This is a genomic window from Azospirillum sp. FG154 (genome assembly GCF_057809575.1).
In genome coordinates this window covers 122,156-139,900 of sequence record NZ_JBMDKF010000014.1, presented here as the reverse complement: position 1 = coordinate 139,900, position 17,745 = coordinate 122,156, and the positions used below count along the sequence as shown (strand labels likewise).

Annotated in this window: 19 protein-coding genes, 1 other RNA gene and 1 pseudogene; 5 read left to right on the top strand and 16 right to left on the bottom strand. The window is 66.7% G+C overall.

Going from position 1 to position 17,745, the window contains the following annotated elements; translation table 11 throughout:
* Window positions 1-2 precede the first annotated feature (2 nt).
* The 14 genes and pseudogenes from ACODS4_RS17225 to ACODS4_RS17160 all read right to left on the bottom strand — a co-directional run bounded on the left by ACODS4_RS17225 (window position 3) and on the right by ACODS4_RS17160 (window position 8,980).
* A complete protein-coding gene (locus tag ACODS4_RS17225) occupies window positions 3-1,274 on the bottom strand; it encodes a hypothetical protein (RefSeq protein WP_488865774.1) in 1,272 nt (423 codons plus the stop codon).
* A gap of 15 nt (window positions 1,275-1,289) precedes the next feature.
* Window positions 1,290-1,769, bottom strand: a complete 480-nt coding sequence (tolR, locus tag ACODS4_RS17220) for a protein TolR (RefSeq protein WP_119829350.1) — start codon at window positions 1,767-1,769, stop codon at window positions 1,290-1,292.
* Window positions 1,770-1,772: 3 nt separating this feature from the next.
* Window positions 1,773-2,507, bottom strand: coding sequence for a protein TolQ (gene tolQ / locus ACODS4_RS17215; protein WP_488865772.1), 735 nt, complete (start codon window positions 2,505-2,507; stop codon window positions 1,773-1,775).
* Window positions 2,508-2,512: 5 nt separating this feature from the next.
* On the bottom strand, window positions 2,513-3,028 hold the full coding sequence (gene ybgC / locus ACODS4_RS17210) for a tol-pal system-associated acyl-CoA thioesterase (protein ID WP_488865770.1): 516 nt from the start codon (window positions 3,026-3,028) through the stop codon (window positions 2,513-2,515).
* On the bottom strand, window positions 3,021-4,091 hold the full coding sequence (ruvB, locus tag ACODS4_RS17205; RefSeq protein ID WP_488865768.1) for a Holliday junction branch migration DNA helicase RuvB: 1,071 nt from the start codon (window positions 4,089-4,091) through the stop codon (window positions 3,021-3,023). Before ruvB ends, ybgC begins: the two co-directional genes overlap by 8 nt.
* Window positions 4,088-4,714 (bottom strand): Holliday junction branch migration protein RuvA, encoded by a 627-nt coding sequence (ruvA, locus tag ACODS4_RS17200; RefSeq protein ID WP_488865766.1) that lies wholly within the window; start codon window positions 4,712-4,714, stop codon window positions 4,088-4,090. Before ruvA ends, ruvB begins: the two co-directional genes overlap by 4 nt.
* Entirely contained in the window at window positions 4,711-5,283 is a 573-nt protein-coding gene (locus ACODS4_RS17195) for an endonuclease domain-containing protein (protein WP_488865816.1), read from the bottom strand. Before ACODS4_RS17195 ends, ruvA begins: the two co-directional genes overlap by 4 nt.
* A 9-nt stretch (window positions 5,284-5,292) precedes the next feature.
* Window positions 5,293-5,802 (bottom strand): annotated as a pseudogene (gene ruvC, locus ACODS4_RS17190) (crossover junction endodeoxyribonuclease RuvC); the annotation flags it as partial.
* A gap of 51 nt (window positions 5,803-5,853) precedes the next feature.
* Window positions 5,854-6,606 (bottom strand): YebC/PmpR family DNA-binding transcriptional regulator, encoded by a 753-nt coding sequence (locus tag ACODS4_RS17185; protein ID WP_488865764.1) that lies wholly within the window; start codon window positions 6,604-6,606, stop codon window positions 5,854-5,856.
* A gap of 191 nt (window positions 6,607-6,797) precedes the next feature.
* A complete protein-coding gene (locus ACODS4_RS17180; protein ID WP_488865763.1) occupies window positions 6,798-7,622 on the bottom strand; it encodes a TIGR00282 family metallophosphoesterase in 825 nt (274 codons plus the stop codon).
* A gap of 10 nt (window positions 7,623-7,632) precedes the next feature.
* A complete protein-coding gene (locus ACODS4_RS17175; RefSeq protein ID WP_488865761.1) occupies window positions 7,633-8,223 on the bottom strand; it encodes a 5-formyltetrahydrofolate cyclo-ligase in 591 nt (196 codons plus the stop codon).
* 35 nt (window positions 8,224-8,258) lie between these two features.
* Window positions 8,259-8,423, bottom strand: a non-coding RNA gene (gene ssrS, locus ACODS4_RS17170) — 6S RNA.
* 13 nt (window positions 8,424-8,436) lie between these two features.
* Window positions 8,437-8,751, bottom strand: a complete 315-nt coding sequence (locus tag ACODS4_RS17165; RefSeq protein ID WP_298372875.1) for a cell division protein ZapA — start codon at window positions 8,749-8,751, stop codon at window positions 8,437-8,439.
* A gap of 4 nt (window positions 8,752-8,755) precedes the next feature.
* On the bottom strand, window positions 8,756-8,980 hold the full coding sequence (locus tag ACODS4_RS17160) for a hypothetical protein (protein WP_488865759.1): 225 nt from the start codon (window positions 8,978-8,980) through the stop codon (window positions 8,756-8,758).
* 377 nt (window positions 8,981-9,357) lie between these two features.
* Here ACODS4_RS17160 and tkt point away from each other — a divergent pair, with 377 nt between their 5' ends.
* Both tkt and gap read left to right on the top strand, forming a co-directional pair.
* Window positions 9,358-11,355 (top strand): transketolase, encoded by a 1,998-nt coding sequence (gene tkt / locus ACODS4_RS17155; protein ID WP_488865757.1) that lies wholly within the window; start codon window positions 9,358-9,360, stop codon window positions 11,353-11,355.
* Window positions 11,356-11,418: 63 nt separating this feature from the next.
* Window positions 11,419-12,426 carry a type I glyceraldehyde-3-phosphate dehydrogenase gene (gene gap, locus ACODS4_RS17150; protein WP_488865755.1) on the top strand — a complete coding sequence of 336 codons (1,008 nt, stop codon included), beginning with the start codon at window positions 11,419-11,421 and terminating at the stop codon, window positions 12,424-12,426.
* A 223-nt stretch (window positions 12,427-12,649) separates the two neighbouring features.
* Here gap and ACODS4_RS17145 read toward each other — a convergent pair whose 3' ends face one another.
* Together ACODS4_RS17145 and ACODS4_RS17140 are read right to left on the bottom strand one after the other, a co-directional pair.
* Complete coding sequence (locus ACODS4_RS17145) at window positions 12,650-14,338, bottom strand: methyl-accepting chemotaxis protein (RefSeq protein WP_488865754.1); 1,689 nt, start codon at window positions 14,336-14,338, stop codon at window positions 12,650-12,652.
* Between the two features lie 206 nt (window positions 14,339-14,544).
* Window positions 14,545-14,889: a type II toxin-antitoxin system HicB family antitoxin gene (locus tag ACODS4_RS17140; RefSeq protein ID WP_488865752.1), complete on the bottom strand. Its 345-nt coding sequence runs from the start codon at window positions 14,887-14,889 to the stop codon at window positions 14,545-14,547.
* Window positions 14,890-15,271: 382 nt separating this feature from the next.
* On the opposite strand from ACODS4_RS17140, the gene ACODS4_RS17135 reads away from it, so the two are divergent.
* From ACODS4_RS17135 to ACODS4_RS17125, 3 genes are read left to right on the top strand one after another with little or no spacing between them, the layout of a single operon-like run.
* Entirely contained in the window at window positions 15,272-16,201 is a 930-nt protein-coding gene (locus ACODS4_RS17135; protein WP_298376733.1) for a class I fructose-bisphosphate aldolase, read from the top strand.
* A 3-nt stretch (window positions 16,202-16,204) separates the two neighbouring features.
* Window positions 16,205-16,909, top strand: coding sequence for a thiamine phosphate synthase (gene thiE, locus ACODS4_RS17130; RefSeq protein ID WP_488865750.1), 705 nt, complete (start codon window positions 16,205-16,207; stop codon window positions 16,907-16,909).
* 25 nt (window positions 16,910-16,934) lie between these two features.
* The gene (locus ACODS4_RS17125) at window positions 16,935-17,741 is read left to right on the top strand and encodes a TSUP family transporter (RefSeq protein WP_488865748.1); all 807 of its coding nucleotides are present in this window, start codon (window positions 16,935-16,937) and stop codon (window positions 17,739-17,741) included.
* Window positions 17,742-17,745 lie beyond the last annotated feature (4 nt).

Genomic DNA, 17,745 nt, shown 5'->3' with positions numbered 1-17,745 from the left:
GGTCAGAACATGTCCCTCGGGTCAAAATTGAACACGATGTAACGCCACTGGTCGTATTTGTCCGCCGTGAACTCGCTGGTCAGCAACTCCAGCGGGCTGGAGCGCTTGACGGCGCGCACGGCGGCGTCGGCGGACGCGCGGAAGGCCGCGTCGGTCATATAGCGCGAACGGTACTTCTCGTCGATGTAGGCCTGAATGACCGAACGGTCGCGACCGACCTCGACGTGAATCTCGATCTGCATCGAGTTCGAGTCCTTGCGCCCGGAATCGAAGTTCCAGTTCTTGCTGAGCTGGCCACGGATGGCGTCCAGCGCCCGACCCGACGGCTTGAACGGCTTGTCGGGACCGTTCACCGCCTTGGCCGCGCCAGCGGGGGCCGCCGAGGCGGTTTGCTGGCTTGGCTTGGCCGCGCTGTCCGCCTTGGCCGAAGCCTTGCCGTCGGCCTTCGGGCTATCCGACGGCTTCAGCTTGCCGACGTTCGACAGCAGGTCCGACAGCGGATCCGTCTTGGCCGCCGCCTTTTCCGCCGGTTTGGCCGGGGCTGGCTTTGCCGCTTCGTGCTTGGCGGTTTCCGTCGGCTTGGCCGGTTCCGCCGGTTTGGCGGGCGCAGGCGCGGGCTTCGCCGGTTCGGGCTTGGCCGGTTCCGGCTTCTTCGGTTCCGGCTTCGGCGGCTCGGGCCGGGGAGGCTCGGGCGGCTTCGGCGGTTCCGGTTTGGGCGGCTCAGGCCGTGGCGGCTCCGGCGGGCGCGGCGGCTCCGGCTTCGGCTCCGGTTTGGGTTCCGGGGGCTTGGGCGTGGGAACGGGCGACGGCTCCGGCGGCGGGGGCGGCGCGGGAGGCGGCGGAGGTGGGGGCGGCGGCGCCGGGGGAGGTGGCGCCGGGGGAGGTGGCGCCGGGGGAGGTGGCGGTGGTGGCGGAGTCGGCTTGGGCGGCGGGGTCGGCTCGCGCGGAGGCGGCGGGACCTGGGCGACCTTCGGCGGCTCCGGCGTGCGGGTTGGCGGCGGCGGCGGGGGCGGCGGCTCGTCTTCCGCGTCAGGCGGCGTCGGGGCGGGCGGCGTCGGCTTGGTTTCCGGCACCGGCGGATGCGGAACCGCGTTGGCGGGCTTGGTTTCGCCCTTTTCAACGCGGGCGGCCTGCGTCACCTCGCCCATCTCGACGATCTCGATGGGGATCGACGGGGTGATGTCGAGCTTGCGATCGCTGGGCGGCATGCCGAGCACCATCAGCGCGACAAACGCGACGTGCAAAACAGCCGAGGCGATCAGGGGCTTGCGCATGGAGATCCGCCCGCCTCAACGCACCGGGGCGGCGCCGACGCGCGCCGAGGTCGCGGCGGGGCCGCTTGGCATCTCAGCCACCAGACCGACCTTTTTGAAACCGGCGGCGCTCATCGTGCCCATCACTTCCAGCATCTTGCCATAGGCGATCGTCCGGTCGCCGCGCACCAGGATGCGGGCTTCGGGGTTGTTGTTGGTCACGGCGATCAGCAGCGGCACCATGTTGCCCAGTTCCACCGCCGATTCCTGGACAAAAATCTGTCCATCGGTCTGCACGGTGACGAACAGCGGATCCTTTTGCTGCTCCAGCGGGGCGGCGTTGGTCTTGGGCAGATCGACCGGCACGCCGACGGTCAGCATCGGGGCGGCGACCATGAAGACGATCAGCAGCACCAGCATGACGTCGATGAACGGCGTCATGTTGATGTCGGCCATCGCGCGATAGCCCCGGCGCTTGCCGCGCCCGTGGGATTTGCCTGCGAGTTGTCCGGCCATGGTTCAGGCGGCTCCCCGCTCCTCGAGGTGGCGCGACAGAATCGCCGCGAACTCGCCCGAGAAGGTGTCCAGCCGATCGGCGTAACGGCCAAGATCGGTGGAGAATTTGTTGTAGGACAGCACGGCGGGGATGGCGGCCAGCAGGCCCATGGCGGTGGCGAACAGCGCCTCGGCGATGCCCGGCGCCACCACGGCGAGGCTGGTGTTGCCCGACCCGGCGATGGAGGTGAAGGAGTTCATGATGCCCCACACCGTGCCGAACAGCCCGATGAAGGGGGCCGTCGAACCGACCGAGGCCAGGAAGGTCATGTAGCGTTCGGCCCGCGCCATCTCGCGCCCGATGGTCACGGCCATCACCCGCTCGACCCGCTGTTGCAGCGAGCCTTTCATGGTGCCGGACAGGCCACGGTCGGCGGCCAGCCGCCATTCGCGCATCCCGGCGGAGAAGGTCGCCGCCATCGGATCGCCCGGATTTTGGCCGATGCGGTCATAGAGCGTGTCCAGCGACCCGCCCGACCAGAAGCTCTCTTCAAAGGCGTCGGCCTGGGCGTTCAGGCGGCGGATGCGCATCAGCTTTTCGATGATGATCGCCCAGCACCAGACCGAGGCGACGACGAGCATCAGCATGACGATCTTGACGACCGCGTCAGCCTGCCAGAACAGGCCGAGGATCGTGATCTCAGGAGCCTTGGTGGCGGCGGCGGCGCCGACCATTTGGGCGGTTTGCAGGGCATCCATCGCGGTCAGTCTCGTGTTTGCAGGGTGTTGGGCCGATTGGGGCCGGGTTGAAACGAATCTTGCGTCCGACGCAGGCGATCCATCGCCGCGCGCACCGAACCGGGCAGGCGCACGGCGCGTCCCGCCGCGTTGATCGTCACCAATTGCAGATCGGCGCGGACGAGCAAGCGCCCATCGCGGCGGATGATTTGTGCAACTGCGAAGGAGGCACCGCCGATATCGGCGATCCTTGTCTCCACTTCAAGCGTATCCTCAAGCCGGGCCGGGGCGGCGAAGTCAATCGTCGTCCGCCGTACCGCAAATGACACACCCGGCGAATCCGGGCCGCCCGCCGCCATCTCGGTCTGGCGAAAGCCCAGAAGATAGAGCATCTCCGACCGCGCCCGTTCGACGAAGCGCAGGTAATTGGCGTGGTAGACGATGCCGCCCGCGTCGGTGTCCTCGTAATAGACGCGCACGGGAAAGCGGTGCGTGCCGTCCTCGGCGAACCAACCGGACAGGGAAAGCGCCGGATCAGGCATCGTCGCCCTCCCCCTCCGCGCCGTCGGCCAGACGGTCGAGCATGTCGAACTGCCGCGTCGGCGCGCTCGGCGGGTTGAGGCCGAGATAGCGGAACCCCTGGTCGGTCAACATGCGCCCGCGCGGCGTGCGTTGCAGAAAGCCTTGCTGAATCAGATAGGGTTCGACCACCTCTTCCAGCACGTCGCGCTGTTCGCCCAGCGCCGCGCCCAAAGTCTCCACCCCGACCGGCCCGCCGCCGTAATTCGTGGCGACCAGCCCGAGATAGCGGCGGTCCATGCCGTCCAACCCCAGCCGATCCACCTCCAGCCGGGTCAAGGCGGCGTCGGCCACCCGCTTGTCCACCTCGTCCACCCCCGCCACGGCGGCGATGTCGCGCACCCGGCGCAGCAAACGGCCCGACACGCGCGGGGTGCCGCGCGCCCGGTTGGCGATTTCCCGCGCGCCTTCCGGCGTGATGGCCATGTTCAGCACCCCGGCGGCGCGGCGGACGATCAGTTCCAGCTCGTCGGGTTCATAGAATTGCAGCCGCACCGGAATGCCGAAGCGTTCGCGCAAGGGGCGCGTGATGAGGCCGCTGCGCGTCGTCGCGCCGACCAGCGTGAAGGGCGGCAGATCGATGCGGATCGAGCGCGCCGACGGCCCTTCGCCGATGATGAGGTCGAGTTGGAAATCCTCCATGGCGGGATACAACACCTCTTCCACGGCGGGATTAAGGCGGTGAATCTCGTCGATGAACAAAACATCGTGGGGCTGGAGATTGGTCAGCAGCGCCGCCAGATCCCCCGCCCGCGCGATCACCGGGCCGGAGGTGGCGCGGAATCCCACGCCCAACTCGCGCGCGACGATCTGCGCCAGCGTCGTCTTGCCCAAGCCCGGCGGGCCGAACAGCAGCACATGGTCCAGCGCCTCCCCGCGCGAACGGGCGGCCTGGATGAAGATCGACAGGTTTTCCCGCGCCTGCCGCTGGCCGATGAATTCGGCGAGCGTCAAGGGTCGGATCGAGGATTCCGCCCCGTCGCCCTGCCCTTGGCCCGGCTGCACCAGACGGTCCGGTCCGGTCATTGGCTCAATTCCTTCAAGCCCTGACGGATCAGGTCGGAAACGTTGGCCTCATCGCCCAGCGCCCGCCCGGCGGCGACCACCGCGCCAAAGGCTTCCGACCGGCCATAGCCGAGATTGACCAGCGCCGACACCGCGTCGGCCAAAGCCGCGTTGGCGGTGGACGCGGCCAACGCCGGGGCGCCCTTGGCCGGCGTCGCGGGCGAGGCGGCGGGGCCGAGCGTCAGATTGCCGACCTTGTCCTTCAACTCGTTCAGGATGCGCGCCGCCACCTTCGGCCCGACGCCGTCGGCGCGGATCAGCGCGGTCTTGTCCTGCGCGGCGATGGCGCGGGTGAGCTGGTCGGGGTCGAGCACGCCCAGGATCGACAGAGCCAACCGCGCGCCCACCCCCTGGATGGTGGTCAACAGCTTGAACCAATCGCGCTCGCCCGGATCGCCGAAGCCGTGCAGGACGATGCGCTCCTCGCGGATGAAGGTCTCCACCACCAGCGAAGCCCGCTCCCCCACCGCCAACCGCGACAGCGTGCGGTTGGAGCAGGACAGCAGATAGCCGACCCCGTTGACGTCCAGAACGACCCAGTCGGTTCCGGTGGAATCGACGATTCCGGTGAGTTTGGCGATCATGCGCGCTCGTCCTCCAAATCCCTCTCCCGTTTCGGGAGAGGGTGGCCCGCAGGGCCGGGTGAGGGGTTCCCCGCCGCGACGGTTGACCGCGCCGCGTCACGCTCCTCCAACCGGGTTTTGATCGTCGTCAGGACGCCGTCCATATTCTCGATCACGTCGGTGTTCCAAAAGCGGATTACCCGGAATCCGGCCTGTTCCAGCATTTTCGTGCGCCGTTCATCGTGGGCGGCGGCTTGCTCGGCGTGTTGCCCGCCATCCAGCTCCACGATCAGGCGATGCTCGTGCGACAGAAAGTCCGCGACATAGCCAAGGATCGGCTCCTGCCGCCGGAATTTCGCGCCAAGCTGGGCATTGCGCAAACGCTGCCAGAGAGCGGCTTCAACATCGGTGGCGTCGCGGCGCAGAACGCGGGCGCGTTCGGTTTCTTCGGGCGCGCGTTTGCCGGTTTTGCGGATCGAGGGAGGCGTCGCGGTCGCAACGCCCTCACCCTCCCCGCCTGCGGCGGGTCCCCTCCCTCTCCCCGGGGGGGAGAGGGTTTGACGGTGCGCGGAATCGTTTCGCCGCCACATTGTCCAACTGGACCGATGGTGGGCGTGGCAAATCGCCACGGCGAGCGCGTCGGCGGCGTCGGGGGTGGTGATGGCGCAGCCGGGCAGCAACAGGCGGATCATCGCCTGCACCTGCGCCTTGTCCGCCCGGCCCTGCCCGACGACAGCCTTTTTGACCATGTTGTTGGCGTATTCCGCCACCGCCAGACCAGCCAGCGCCGGAACCAGCAGGGCCACCGCGCGGGCCTGCCCCAGTTTGAGGGTGGACGCGGCGTTGGCGTTGACGAAGGTCTCCTCGACCGCCGCCTCGTCGGGGGCGTAGCGCTCCAACACCGCCGACAGGGCGTCGTGAAGCTGCACCAGACGTTCGGCCAAGGAGCAATTGGCGTCGGAATGGACCGCGCCGTCGGCGACGTGGGTCAGGCGGTTGCCGAGGACGTCAATGACGCCCCACCCGGTGTGGCGCAGGCCAGGGTCGATCCCCAGCAGACGAACCGCCGATGGCGGCGCCGTTCCGTGTCGTCCGGCCTGCGCAAACACAACCCTGCCCCCGTTCGCCCCAACTTAAGCCCAATCAGGCCCCGCCCAAATTCAGGCGGTGAGCTTTTGCATCAGCTCGTCGGAGATGTCGAAGTTGCCTTCGACCACCTGAACGTCGTCGTTGTCTTCCAACACGTCGATCAGCTTCAACAGGCTGACCGCCGCCTCTTCGCTGGGGGCGACGGTGTTCAGCGGCAACCAGGTCAGGCGCGCGCTTTCGGGGGCGCCGAACTTGGCTTCCAGCGCGTCGCGCACCAGACCGAAATTTTCGATCGTGCTCGTCACCTGATGGCCGTTCTCGTCCGATTCCACATTGTCGGCGCCCGCCTCCAGGGCCGCCTCGAACATGGCGTCGGCGCTGGCGGCGGCGACGGGGTAGAGGATCGCGCCGACCCGGTTGAACATGAAGCTGACCGAATTGGTCTCGCCCAGGCTGCCGCCATGCTTGGTGAAGGCGGAGCGCACTTCCGACGCGGTGCGGTTGCGGTTGTCGGTCAGCGCCTCGACGATCAGCGCGGTGCCGCCGGGGCCGTAGCCCTCGTACCGGATCTCTTCATAGTTGGCGTCGTCGCCGCCGCCGGGCGTGCCCTGCTTGATGGCGCGGTCGATGCGGTCGCGCGGCATGTTCTGGGCGCGGCCCGCCAGAATGGCGGCGCGCAGGCGCGGGTTGGCCGCCGGGTCGGGCAGCCCCGCTTTGGCCGCCACGGTGATTTCGCGGGCGAGCTTGTTGAAAATCTTGGACCGCTTGGCGTCCTGCGCGCCCTTGCGGTGCATGATGTTCTTAAATTGGGAATGACCGGCCATGGGTCGAACGAGCCTCGAACAAGAACGGGTTAAATTGGTGGATGGGCGCAGAACACATGTAACAGGTCCGTCACGCCACCGCACGCTTTCGGCGCGGCAGACGACACCCACCGGATTAGAAAGTCAATATGGCGAGAGCGCGGCGCAGACCGCCGCGCGCCGCTTTTCGCCGCAGCGCCCCGGCTGTTCCGTCACTGGCTCCGTTCCGGGAAGGTCTGGCTCAGCCGCCCGCCGATCCGCAGCGGCTCGATGCGCAGGGCCAGCCCGGTGCGGTCGTCGGTCTCCACATAGCAGCCGCAGACCGTCCCCTCGCCTTCCGCCGGAGACAGCCGCTCGGTCGGCAGCTTGCGGACCATCTTGGCCATCGCCACCTCTTTCTTCATGCCGATGGCGCTGTCGTAATCGCCGCACATGCCCGCGTCGGTCTGATAGGCGGTTCCCTTGGGCAACACGGTGTGGTCGGCGGTGGGCACATGGCTGTGCGTTCCCACCACCAGCGAGGCGCGGCCATCGCAGAAATGGCCCATAATCATCTTCTCGCTGGTCGCTTCGCCATGAACGTCGATCAGGATGGCGTCCACCCCGCCCGCGCCCAGCCGGTGCGCCTTCAACACCCGGTCCACCGCCGCGAAGGGGTCGTCCATCGGCTCCATGAACAGGCGCAGCAGAACGTTGATGACCAGCACCTTGCGCCCGCCGCGCGCCTGCAACAGGACGAAGCCGCGCCCCGGCGTGCCGTCCGGGTAATTCACCGGGCGGACGATGCGCGGTTGCTGCTCAATGGTGCCGACCAGTTCTTTCTGGTCCCAGGTGTGGTTGCCCAGAGTCACCACGTCGATCCCGGCGGCGAAAAACTCCTCGGCGATCTTGACGGTGACGCCATAGCCCCCGGCGGCGTTCTCGCCATTCACCACGGTCAGGTCGGGGTCCAGCCGCTCGCGCAGCGCCGGCATGTGCGCGATCACCGCGTCCCGTCCGGCCCGGCCCACCACGTCGCCGAAAAACAAAATCCGCATCGTTCCCGCCTTATTCCCCAAAACGGAGCGTCTCGCGCTCCGTCACAATCCAATCCAACCGCTCGTCATGCGGGCCGCAGGGCACCGCCGCGACCTCCTGCGCCGCGAAGGCGACGCCGACCGCGACCACCGAACCACGCGCGCGCAGCGCGTCGAGCGTCCGGTCATAATAACCCGCCCCATAGCCCAAACGCTGACCGCTGCGGTCGAAGGCCAGCAACGGAACCAGCAGAACCGCAGGCCGAATCGCCGGGCGGCTCGCGTCCGGCTCCTGAATCCCATAGCGGCCCGCCGCCATCGGCAGCGCCGGATCCCAATCACGGAAGACCAACGCCGTGCCGCGCGGCCCGGAGACCGGCAACGCCACCGCGCAACCGGATTGTTTAAAATGGAGCAAAGCGGGCCGAACGTCGAGTTCCGACCCAAGCGGCCAGTAACCGCCGACGCTCGATACGGGAAAAGTGAGTTCCGCCAGACGGTCGCGCACCGCGAGAGCCGCGCGGTCGCGCTGGTCCGGGTCCACGATGGCGTCGCGCACGACGCGCGCCACGGCGCGGGCGGCGTTCTTGCCCAGCGGGTCGATCATCGGCGAATCGATCATCGGCGACGTTGCTGAACAGCGGAGAAAAGGAAGCGGAAGGGGCCGCCCTGGCCGGTGATCATATGCCTATCCTCCATGGCCTGCATGAGCAGGTGGGCGCCGTGTAATCAGGCCATGGGCCTGGACAGGGACAGCTCCCTAATGGATCAAGGTTATCGGCCCTGGGGATTATTGCGATCTGTCGAACCGGGCAGCGACCTTCCAAGACCCAATCTAGGCGCGCTCGAGCCGAACGGCAACCTCTTCGATGCGTTTTGTGACAAGATCGAGTCCGGCGACCACCTCGGCCTGCTCGACCACCGACACCGGAACGACTCCGCGCCCGGCCAGCAGGTCTTGCAGCTCGTCGGCCATCACCAGACAGGTCATCAGCATCATCTGCGCGTCCGAGCCAGATTTGCCGCCGCCGGTCAGATGCTTCAGACGGCCATCGACATAGGCGGCCAATTCGCGCAACCGCCCCTCCTGCCCGTCTTCGCAGAGCATCCGATAGGCGCGTCCGTTGACCTCGATGTCGACCTGGGCCATGGCGTCAGTTCTCCAGCACCTGTTCGAGACGACCGATGGCGACCTCCAGCCGCTGCGACACCGTGTCGGCGGTGGCCTGGGCGGTCGCCCGCTCCGCCCGCGCCGTGTCCAGCGCCTGGCTCAGTTCCTGATGGCGGCGCGCCACGCGGGCGTCGCGCGCCGTCGCCGCGTGCTCCAAACGGTCCACCGCGCGGTTGAGGCGCTCAAGCGCGGCTTTTACGGATTCCATGGGCCAAAGCCTTTGACGAGAGAGCGTTTGACGAAAACCCAAACCACACGCGGACGCCCGCGACGTCGGTCGTCCTCCGCTCGGACGCCTAGAGTTGGTCCGCCCGCCGGGCGACGTCAACACCCAATCCGCGCCATCCGTCGGGCAGAACGCCGCGCGCAGGGCCGCGCGCCGCGCAAAGCGCCCCGATTTCACCCCGTCAGCCATGCCCGGCAAAGCCCCATTCCCATGTTGACCTAGGGGCAAGGGATCGGCATGGTGCGCGCGTCTTGTGGAGCCTTGACAGGCGCCCGCAACTCTGTTGTGCCCATCGCGCCTCCCGCGCGGTTGTCGCCCATCGCGCGTCCCACGCGTTCGACCTCAGGAAACCCGCCCCGATGTCCGCAGCCTCCTCCGCCCAGCCCTCCCTTCAGACGATGGCGAACGCGATCCGCGCGCTCGCCATGGACGCGGTCGAGGCCGCGAAGTCCGGCCACCCCGGCATGCCGATGGGCATGGCCGACGTCGCGACGGTTCTGTTCACCAAATTCCTGAAGTTCGACGCCAAGACCCCGAACTGGGCCGACCGCGACCGCTTCATCCTGTCCGCCGGTCATGGCTCCGCGCTTCTCTACGCGCTGGGCTATCTGACCGGCTATGAGCGGATGACGATCGAGGAGATCAAGCGCTTCCGCCAATTGGGCAGCCTGACCCCCGGCCACCCGGAAGTCGATCCGTCGCTGGGCATCGAGATGACCACCGGCCCGCTGGGTCAGGGCGTGTCCACCGCCGTCGGCTTCGCGCTGGCCGAGCGGATCGCCAACGCCCGCTTCGGCGACGCGCTGGTCGATCACACCACCTACGTCATCGCGTCGGACGGTGATTTGATGGAGGGCGTCAGCCACGAGGCGTGCTCGCTGGCCGGTCATCTGGGGCTGAACCGCCTGATCGTTCTGTGGGACGACAACCACATCTCCATCGACGGTTCGACCGACCTCAGCTTCACCGACGACACCCCGGCGCGCTTCCGCTCCTATGGCTGGAACACGATCTCTGTGGACGGTCACGACATGGCCGCCATTGAGGCCGCCATCACCCAGGCCCGCGCCTCGACCGACAAGCCGACGCTGATCGCCTGCCGCACCATCATCGGCAAGGGCGCGCCAACCAAGGCGAACACCCATGGCTGCCACGGCTCGCCGCTGGGCGCCGATGAAATCGCCGCGACCCGCGTCGCCATCGACTGGCCGCACGCGCCCTTCGTCGTTCCCGACGACGTTCTGTCGGCCTGGCGCGCCGCCGGCGCCCGCAGCGCCGACGCGCTCGCCGCCTGGACCGCCCGCCTGAACGCGCAGGAGTCCGCCACGCAAGCCGCGTTCGAGCAGGCCGTCAGCCGTGGCGTTCCCGCCGCGCTGAACGACGCCATCGTCGCCTTCAAGGCCAAGATCAGCGCCGACAAGCCGAGCTGGGCCACCCGCGTGGCGTCCGGCAACACGCTGGACATCCTGGTTCCGTTGATCCCGGAAATGGTGGGCGGCTCCGCCGACCTGACCCCGTCGAACAACACCAAGGCCAAGGGCAGCGTCGACGTGAAGGGCCGGGGCGAATTCGCCGGTCAGTATGTCCGCTATGGCGTGCGCGAGCATGGCATGGCCACGCTGATGAACGGCATGGCGCTGCATGGCGGCGTCATCCCCTACGGCGGCACCTTCATGCAGTTCGCCGATTACTGCCGCCCGGCGATCCGTCTGGCCGCGCTGATGAAACAGCGCTCCATCTTCGTGATGACGCACGACTCCATCGGTCTGGGCGAAGACGGCCCGACCCACCAGCCGGTCGAGCATCTGGCGGCCCTGCGCGCCATCCCCAACCTGCTGGTTCTGCGCCCCGGCGACGCGGTGGAAACCGCCGAATGCTGGCAGATCGCGCTGGAGCGGGTGAACGGCCCGTCGGTGCTGGCGCTGACCCGTCAGAACGTCCCGACCCTGCGCACTGAACACACGGCGGAAAACCGCAGCGCGCGCGGCGCCTATGTGTTGGCCGAGGCCGAGGGCGACCGCAAGGCGACCATCCTCGCCACCGGCTCCGAGGTGTCGTTGGCGATGGAGGCCCGCGCGGCGCTCCAGGCCGACGGGATCGGGACCGCCGTGGTGTCGATGCCGAGCTGGGAGCTGTTCGCCGAGCAGGATTCGGCCTATCAGGCGGCGGTTCTGGGCGACGGCGTGCGCGTCGGCGTCGAGGCGGCCATCCGTCTGGGCTGGGACCGCTGGCTGGGCAGCGACGGGGTGTTCATCGGCATGGCCGGTTTCGGCGAGTCGGCCCCGTATCAAGAGCTTTACAAGCACTTCGGCATCACCGCCGAAGCGGTCACAGCCGCCGTCAAGGCGCGTCTCTGAGAAAAAGCGGCGGCGGCGCCCGGCATCCAAAGGGCGCCGTCAATTTTCATATTGGAGGAAGACATGGCTGTTCGGGTAGCGATCAACGGTTTTGGCCGCATCGGCCGTCTGGTTCTGCGGGCCATCTATGAGAGCGGCCGCAAGGACGTCGAGGTCGTGGCGATCAACGACCTCGCCGACCTCAAGGCCAACGCCCATCTGCTGAAGTATGACAGCGTCCATGGCCGTTTCCCCGGCACCATCGAGACCCGCGACGGCGTTCTGATCGTCAACGGCCACGAGATCAAGGTCGTGCAGGAGCGTGACCCGGCCAAGCTGCCCTGGAAGGATCTGGGCGTCCAGGTCGCCATGGAATGCTCCGGCATCTTCACCAAGCGCGACGCCGCCGCCAAGCATCTGGAAGCGGGCGCCGAGAAGGTGCTGATCTCCGCCCCGGCGACCGACGAAGACATCACCGTCGTCTATGGCGTCAACCATGACCAGTTGAAGGCGGAGCACCGCATCGTCTCCAACGCCTCCTGCACCACCAACTGCCTGGCCCCGGTCGCTTACGTGCTCGACAACCTCGTCGGCATCGAACACGGCTTCATGACCACCATCCACTCCTACACCGGCGACCAGCGCATTGTGGACACCAACCACAGCGACCTGCACCGCGCCCGCGCCGCCGCGCTGAACATGATCCCGACCTCGACCGGCGCCGCCAAGGCCGTGGGCAAGGTTCTGCCGGGCCTGAAGGGCAAGCTGGACGGCACCGCCATCCGCGTGCCGACCCCGAACGTCTCGGTCGTCGATTTCAAGTTCAACTCCAAGCGCGCCACCACGGTGGAAGAGATCACCAAGGCGATCTCCGACGCCGCCAACGGCCCGCTGAAGGGCATCCTGGGCGCCTACACGGAAGCGCTGGTGTCGACCGACTTCAACCATGACCCGCACAGCTCGATCTTCGCGCTGAACGAGACCAAGGTGATCGGCGGCAACTTCGTCCGCATCATGACCTGGTACGACAACGAGTGGGGCTTCTCGAACCGCATGAGCGACACCGCCGTCGCCATGGTCAACGCGAAGTAACCGCTTACCGGCTCGCCGGATTGAAAAGGGCGCTTCCCGGATGGGGAGCGCCCTTTTTGTTTGTGGGTGGTTGAGGGGATCAAGGTCGCTTGCCCCCTCCCCGGCCCTCCCCCGCTTCGCGGGAGAGGGAGACAGGAGCTTTGTCGGGCTTCATCGGGTCCCCTCTCCCGCAAAGCGGGGGAGGGTTAGAGAGGGGGCAGAGCGCCCTGACACCCCCGTCCGATCAAGCCGCGCGCACGGTGCTGAGGAAGCTGCTGACCTGACTCTTCAACCCGTCGGCCTGCCCGCTCAATTTGCCCAGCGCGTCCACCAACTCGCGCGCCGTCCGCCCGCTTTGATCGGACGCCACGGTGACTCCCGCGATGCTGGTGGACACCTCGCCGGTTCCGGCGGCGGCCTGTTGGACGCTGCGGGAGATTTCGGCTGTGGCGGCGTTCTGCTCCTCGACGGCGGCGGAAATCGCCGTGGCGATGTTGCTCAGCCGGTCGATCACGGCGGCGACGCGCTGGATCTCCATCACCGCCTGCCCGGTCACGGATTGGATGCCGCTCATCTGCCCGCCGATTTCGTCGGTCGCCTTGGCGGTCTGGTTGGCCAGCGCCTTGACCTCGCTCGCCACCACGGCGAATCCCTTGCCGGCTTCGCCCGCACGGGCCGCTTCGATGGTGGCGTTCAACGCCAGCAGGTTGGTCTGCCCGGCGATGGAGTTGATGAGGCCGACCACAGCGCCGATCTTGTCCACCGCGTCGGCCAAGCTGCCAATCCGGTTGTTGGCCTGCTGGGCCAAACCGACGGCCTCCTCGGCCACCCGACTGGCTTCCGTCACCTGCTGGCCAATTTCGACGATGGAGCTGTTGAGCTGCTGCGAGGCCGCCGCCACCGTCTGCACGTTGGCCGCCGTGGTGTCGCTGGCCATCGCGACCACGCCCGCCAAATGGTTGGTCTGGTCGGCGGCCTGCGACATAGCGCGGACCTTCTGCTCCAATTCGCTGGTCGTCGCCGTCACCGCCTGGATCATGCCGCCGACCGATCCCTCGAACCCATGGGCCAGCCGATCCATCGCCTGACGCTTGTCCTGTTCGGCGCGCTGGGTCACAGCGGCCTGTTCGGATTCCAAACGGCGGCGGGCCTCGGCGTTTTCCTTGAAGACCTGCACCGCGCGGCCCATGTCGCCCAACTCATCCTGGCGGGTGGTTTCCGGCACGGCGACCGACAGATCGCCCTGGGCCAACGATCCCATGGTGGCGGCCAAACGACGCACGCGGGTGCTGATGCCGTTGCCGACCAGGGCGATCAGGACGATCACCGGCAGCGCCAGCGCCGCGACCACGCCCATGACCTTGACAAGGTTCTCGTTGAACCGCGCGTCAAGATCGTCGATGTAGACACCCGTGCCGATTTCCAACTGCCACGGCTCGAAGAACTTCACAAAGCTGAGCTTGGGCAGTGGAATGTCGGTGTTCGGTTTCGGATACATGTATTCGACGAAGCCTTGCCCCTTGTTGCGGGCGGTGTCCACCAGTTCGCGGACGAAATAGACCCCGTTGGAATCCTTGTTGTCGCGCTGGTCCTTGCCGATCACGTCGGGACGGAATGGATGAATGACCGTCTGGTACTGGAGATTTTGGACAAAGATGTAATCTTTGCCGTTGTAGGTCATCGTGTTGACGTTGGCCTTGTAGCGTTCAAAGGCCTGCTCCTTGGTCAACCGTCCAGCCTTGACCTCCGCGTCATAACCGGCGGCCAGACCATGGGCGATCTCAACGACATGCTGGAGAGAGGCCTTGCGATCCTGATACATGCTTTGTTTGTTCAGCCACAAGCCCGCCGCCGCGATGCTGATCGACGCGACGCTCGCCAACGCGACCAACGCCCAGAGCTTGGCCCGCAAGCTTAGTTTTGTTCCGCTCATGGCGTCCCCCTTTGATTCTCATGTCAAAGGAGGGAAGCAAACGGAATGCCAGTCTCACGGCTCGCCAAATGATGCGTTTCCGAAGCCAAACATCGGCAAACCGCAGCGCCGGGGCGCTTTTGGTCGGCTTTGGGCTTTAAGACATGTTGCGCCTTGCAAAGACTGAACAATTCAGTCGCAAAGGGCTTTGCAAAACGCGAATCCGGTCAGCCGTCACGCTGGTTGGACACGCCCGTCGCCCGGCTCAGACACTCGGCGATCCAGGCGGTGACGCTCTTGCCTTCCCGTTCGGCGCAGGTGGCGATGGCCCGGTGCAGCATGGGATTCACGCGGATGGCGAGTTGGCCGGAAAAGGGCTGGTTGACCTCTCCTCCCATGTCGCACGACAACTCAAGATAATCATCGACGGCCCGATGGAAGGCGTCCTTCAACTCGTCCACCGACCGACCGGAAAAACCGATGCCGTCATGGGTGTTGATGACTTCGCCGACGAACAATCCCGCCTCGTTGTCGAAGTCGATCTGGGCCTTGTAACCCTTGTATTCCATCATGCCGGTGTTCCCGAAGGGGGCAATTCCAAAATCACAGGCCGCGAACGCCGCCACGTCCTCTGTCGCCAACCATACCCCCGGACGGTTCGCCTATGGTTTGACCTGCCTCAATTTTTGCACCTGGGTGAAATCTGACAGGGTTCCCTGTGAAACCAGCCTGCGCGCCAAACACACCTTGCGTGACGACCATGCCCGTCGCCACATCTCGCCCCCACGGCGCGGCAGGGCGAACGCGGCTGTGGGACAGGCCGCCCACGCGTTGCCAATCTGCACCCTATGCCGTGGCAAAAGGCCGCCTTAGGCCGGTCGGCCCGTTGCAAACGGCCTCTGTCTGGGCTAAGACGGCGCCATTTACAGAAAACGCCCCAGGGGAAGAGCCACAATGAAGCTCACGCGCCGCGTCAAAGACATCCTCGCCAATTACGAGAGCGACAATCCCGGCACCAAGGCGAACCTCGCCCGCATCCTGATGGAAGGCAAGCTCGGCGGCACCGGCAAGCTGGTGATCCTGCCGGTCGACCAAGGTTTCGAGCATGGTCCGGCCCGCAGCTTCGCGCCGAACGAGCCGGGTTACGACCCGCACTACCACTACCAGCTCGCCATCGACGCGGGCTGCAACGCCTACGCCGCCCCCCTGGGTTCGTTGGAGGCCGGCGCCGGCACCTTCGCCGGTTCGATCCCGCTGATCTTGAAGATGAACAGCGCGAACAGCCTGTCCACCCAGAAGGAAGCCGCCGACCAGGCCGTGACCGCCTCGGTCCAGGACGCCCTGCGCATCGGCGCGTCGGCCATCGGCTTCACCATCTACCCCGGCTCCGACGTCATGTACTCCCAGTATGAGGAGTTCCGCGAGCTGTCGAAGGAGGCCAAGTCCTACGGCCTCGCCACCGTTCTGTGGTCCTATCCGCGCGGCGGCGCCGTCACCAAAGACGGCGAACTGGCCATCGACGTGATCGGCTACGCCGCCCACATGGCCGCCCTGCTCGGCGCCCACATCATCAAGGTGAAGCTGCCGTCGGCGCATCTGGAACAGGCCGAGGCCAAGAAGGTCTACGAGTCCAAGCAGATCGTCATCGGCACCCAGGCCGAGCGCGTGAAGCACATCATGCAGTGCGCCTTCAACGGTCGCCGCATCGTGGTCTTCTCCGGCGGCGCCACCAAGGGCGAGGACGCGGTGTTCGACGACGCCCGCGCCATCCGTGACGGCGGCGGCAACGGCTCGATCATCGGCCGCAACGCTTTCCAGCGTCCGCGCGACGAGGCGTTGAAGCTGCTCGACCGGATCATGAAGATCTATCAGGGCAAGGAGTAATCCTTGGCCAAGGGAAAGCCGTCCCAGGCGGAGACATCCGCCTGCCGACTGTACCTCGTGACGCCGCCGGTTCTGGAACCGGCGGCGTTCGCGCCGCGTTTGATCGACGCGTTGGACGCGGGCGACGTCGCCTGTCTTCAGCTTCGTCTCAAAAATTGCTCGGACGACGACGTGCGCCGGGCCTGCGACGTCCTGCGCCCCATCGCGCAAGACCGCGACGTCGCCTTCATCCTGAACGATCACCCCCGTCTGGCCCGCGAGATGGGATGCGACGGCGTCCATGTCGGCCAGACCGACACGCCTTACCGGGACGCGCGCAAGATCATGGGGGCCGACGCCATCGTCGGCGTGACCTGCCACGACAGCCGCCACCTCGCCATGGTCGCGGCGGAGGATGGGGCCGACTACGTCGCCTTTGGCGCGTTCTTCCCAACCGCCACCAAAATCGCCGAACACCACGCCGAGCCTGACATTCTGCATTGGTGGTCGGAGCTGATGGAGGTTCCCTGCGTCGCCATCGGCGGAATCACGGCGGCCAATTGCGCGCCGCTGGTGACGGCGGGCGCCGATTTCCTGGCGGTGGTCAGCGCCGTTTGGGACCACCCCGACGGGCCGGGCGCGGGCGTCAAGGCGTTGCACGCCGCCATCGCCGCCGCGCCGAAGGTTTGGACCACCATCACCGAAACCGACGAGGCCGACGCCGACTGATCGTCGGCGTCGCGACGGAACGACCATGGATTTTCTGACGCCCGAGACTTTGGGCCTGTTGTTCGCGGTCGGTCTGCTGGCGGGCTTCGTCGATTCCATCGCTGGCGGCGGCGGCCTGCTGGCGATTCCCGCCCTGCTCGCCGCCGGGCTGCCGCCCGCTGAAACGCTGGCGACCGGCAAGCTGCAATCAAGCTTTGGCGCTCTGTCCGCCACCATCAAATTCGTCCAACGCGGCGAGGTCAACCCGCGCGCCATGCTGCCGATGATCGCCTGCACCTTCGTCGGCGCGGCGGCGGGGGCGACGGTCGTTCAGATGCTGAATCCCAGCTTCATGCGCGACGTGATTCCAATCCTGCTGATCGGCATCGCGGTGTATCTGCTGCTGTCGCCCAAGGCGGGCGATCTGGACGCCCACCAGCGCGTCGGTGAGCACGCCTTCGCTTTGTCCATCGGGACCGGAATCGGCTTTTACGACGGGTTTTTCGGGCCAGGGACCGGCACCTTCTTCGCCATCGCCTTCGTTTCCCTGCTTGGCCATAATTTTCGCCGAGCCACCGCCCACACCAAGGTGCTGAACCTGACCAGCAACCTCGCCGCCCTGCTGTTCTTCATCCTCGGCGGGCATGTGGTGTGGATCGTCGGCCTTCTGATGGGGGCCGGTCAGTACATTGGCGCGCAGCTTGGCGCCCATATGGTCATCCGCAACGGGGCGCGAATCGTGCGCCCTATGCTTGTCACCGCGTCCATCGCCATCACCGTGAAGTTGGTGTGGACCGACGAAGGCAACATTCTGCGCGTGGCTTTCGCCTCTTTCATCGGCTGGTTCGTCTAAGAAA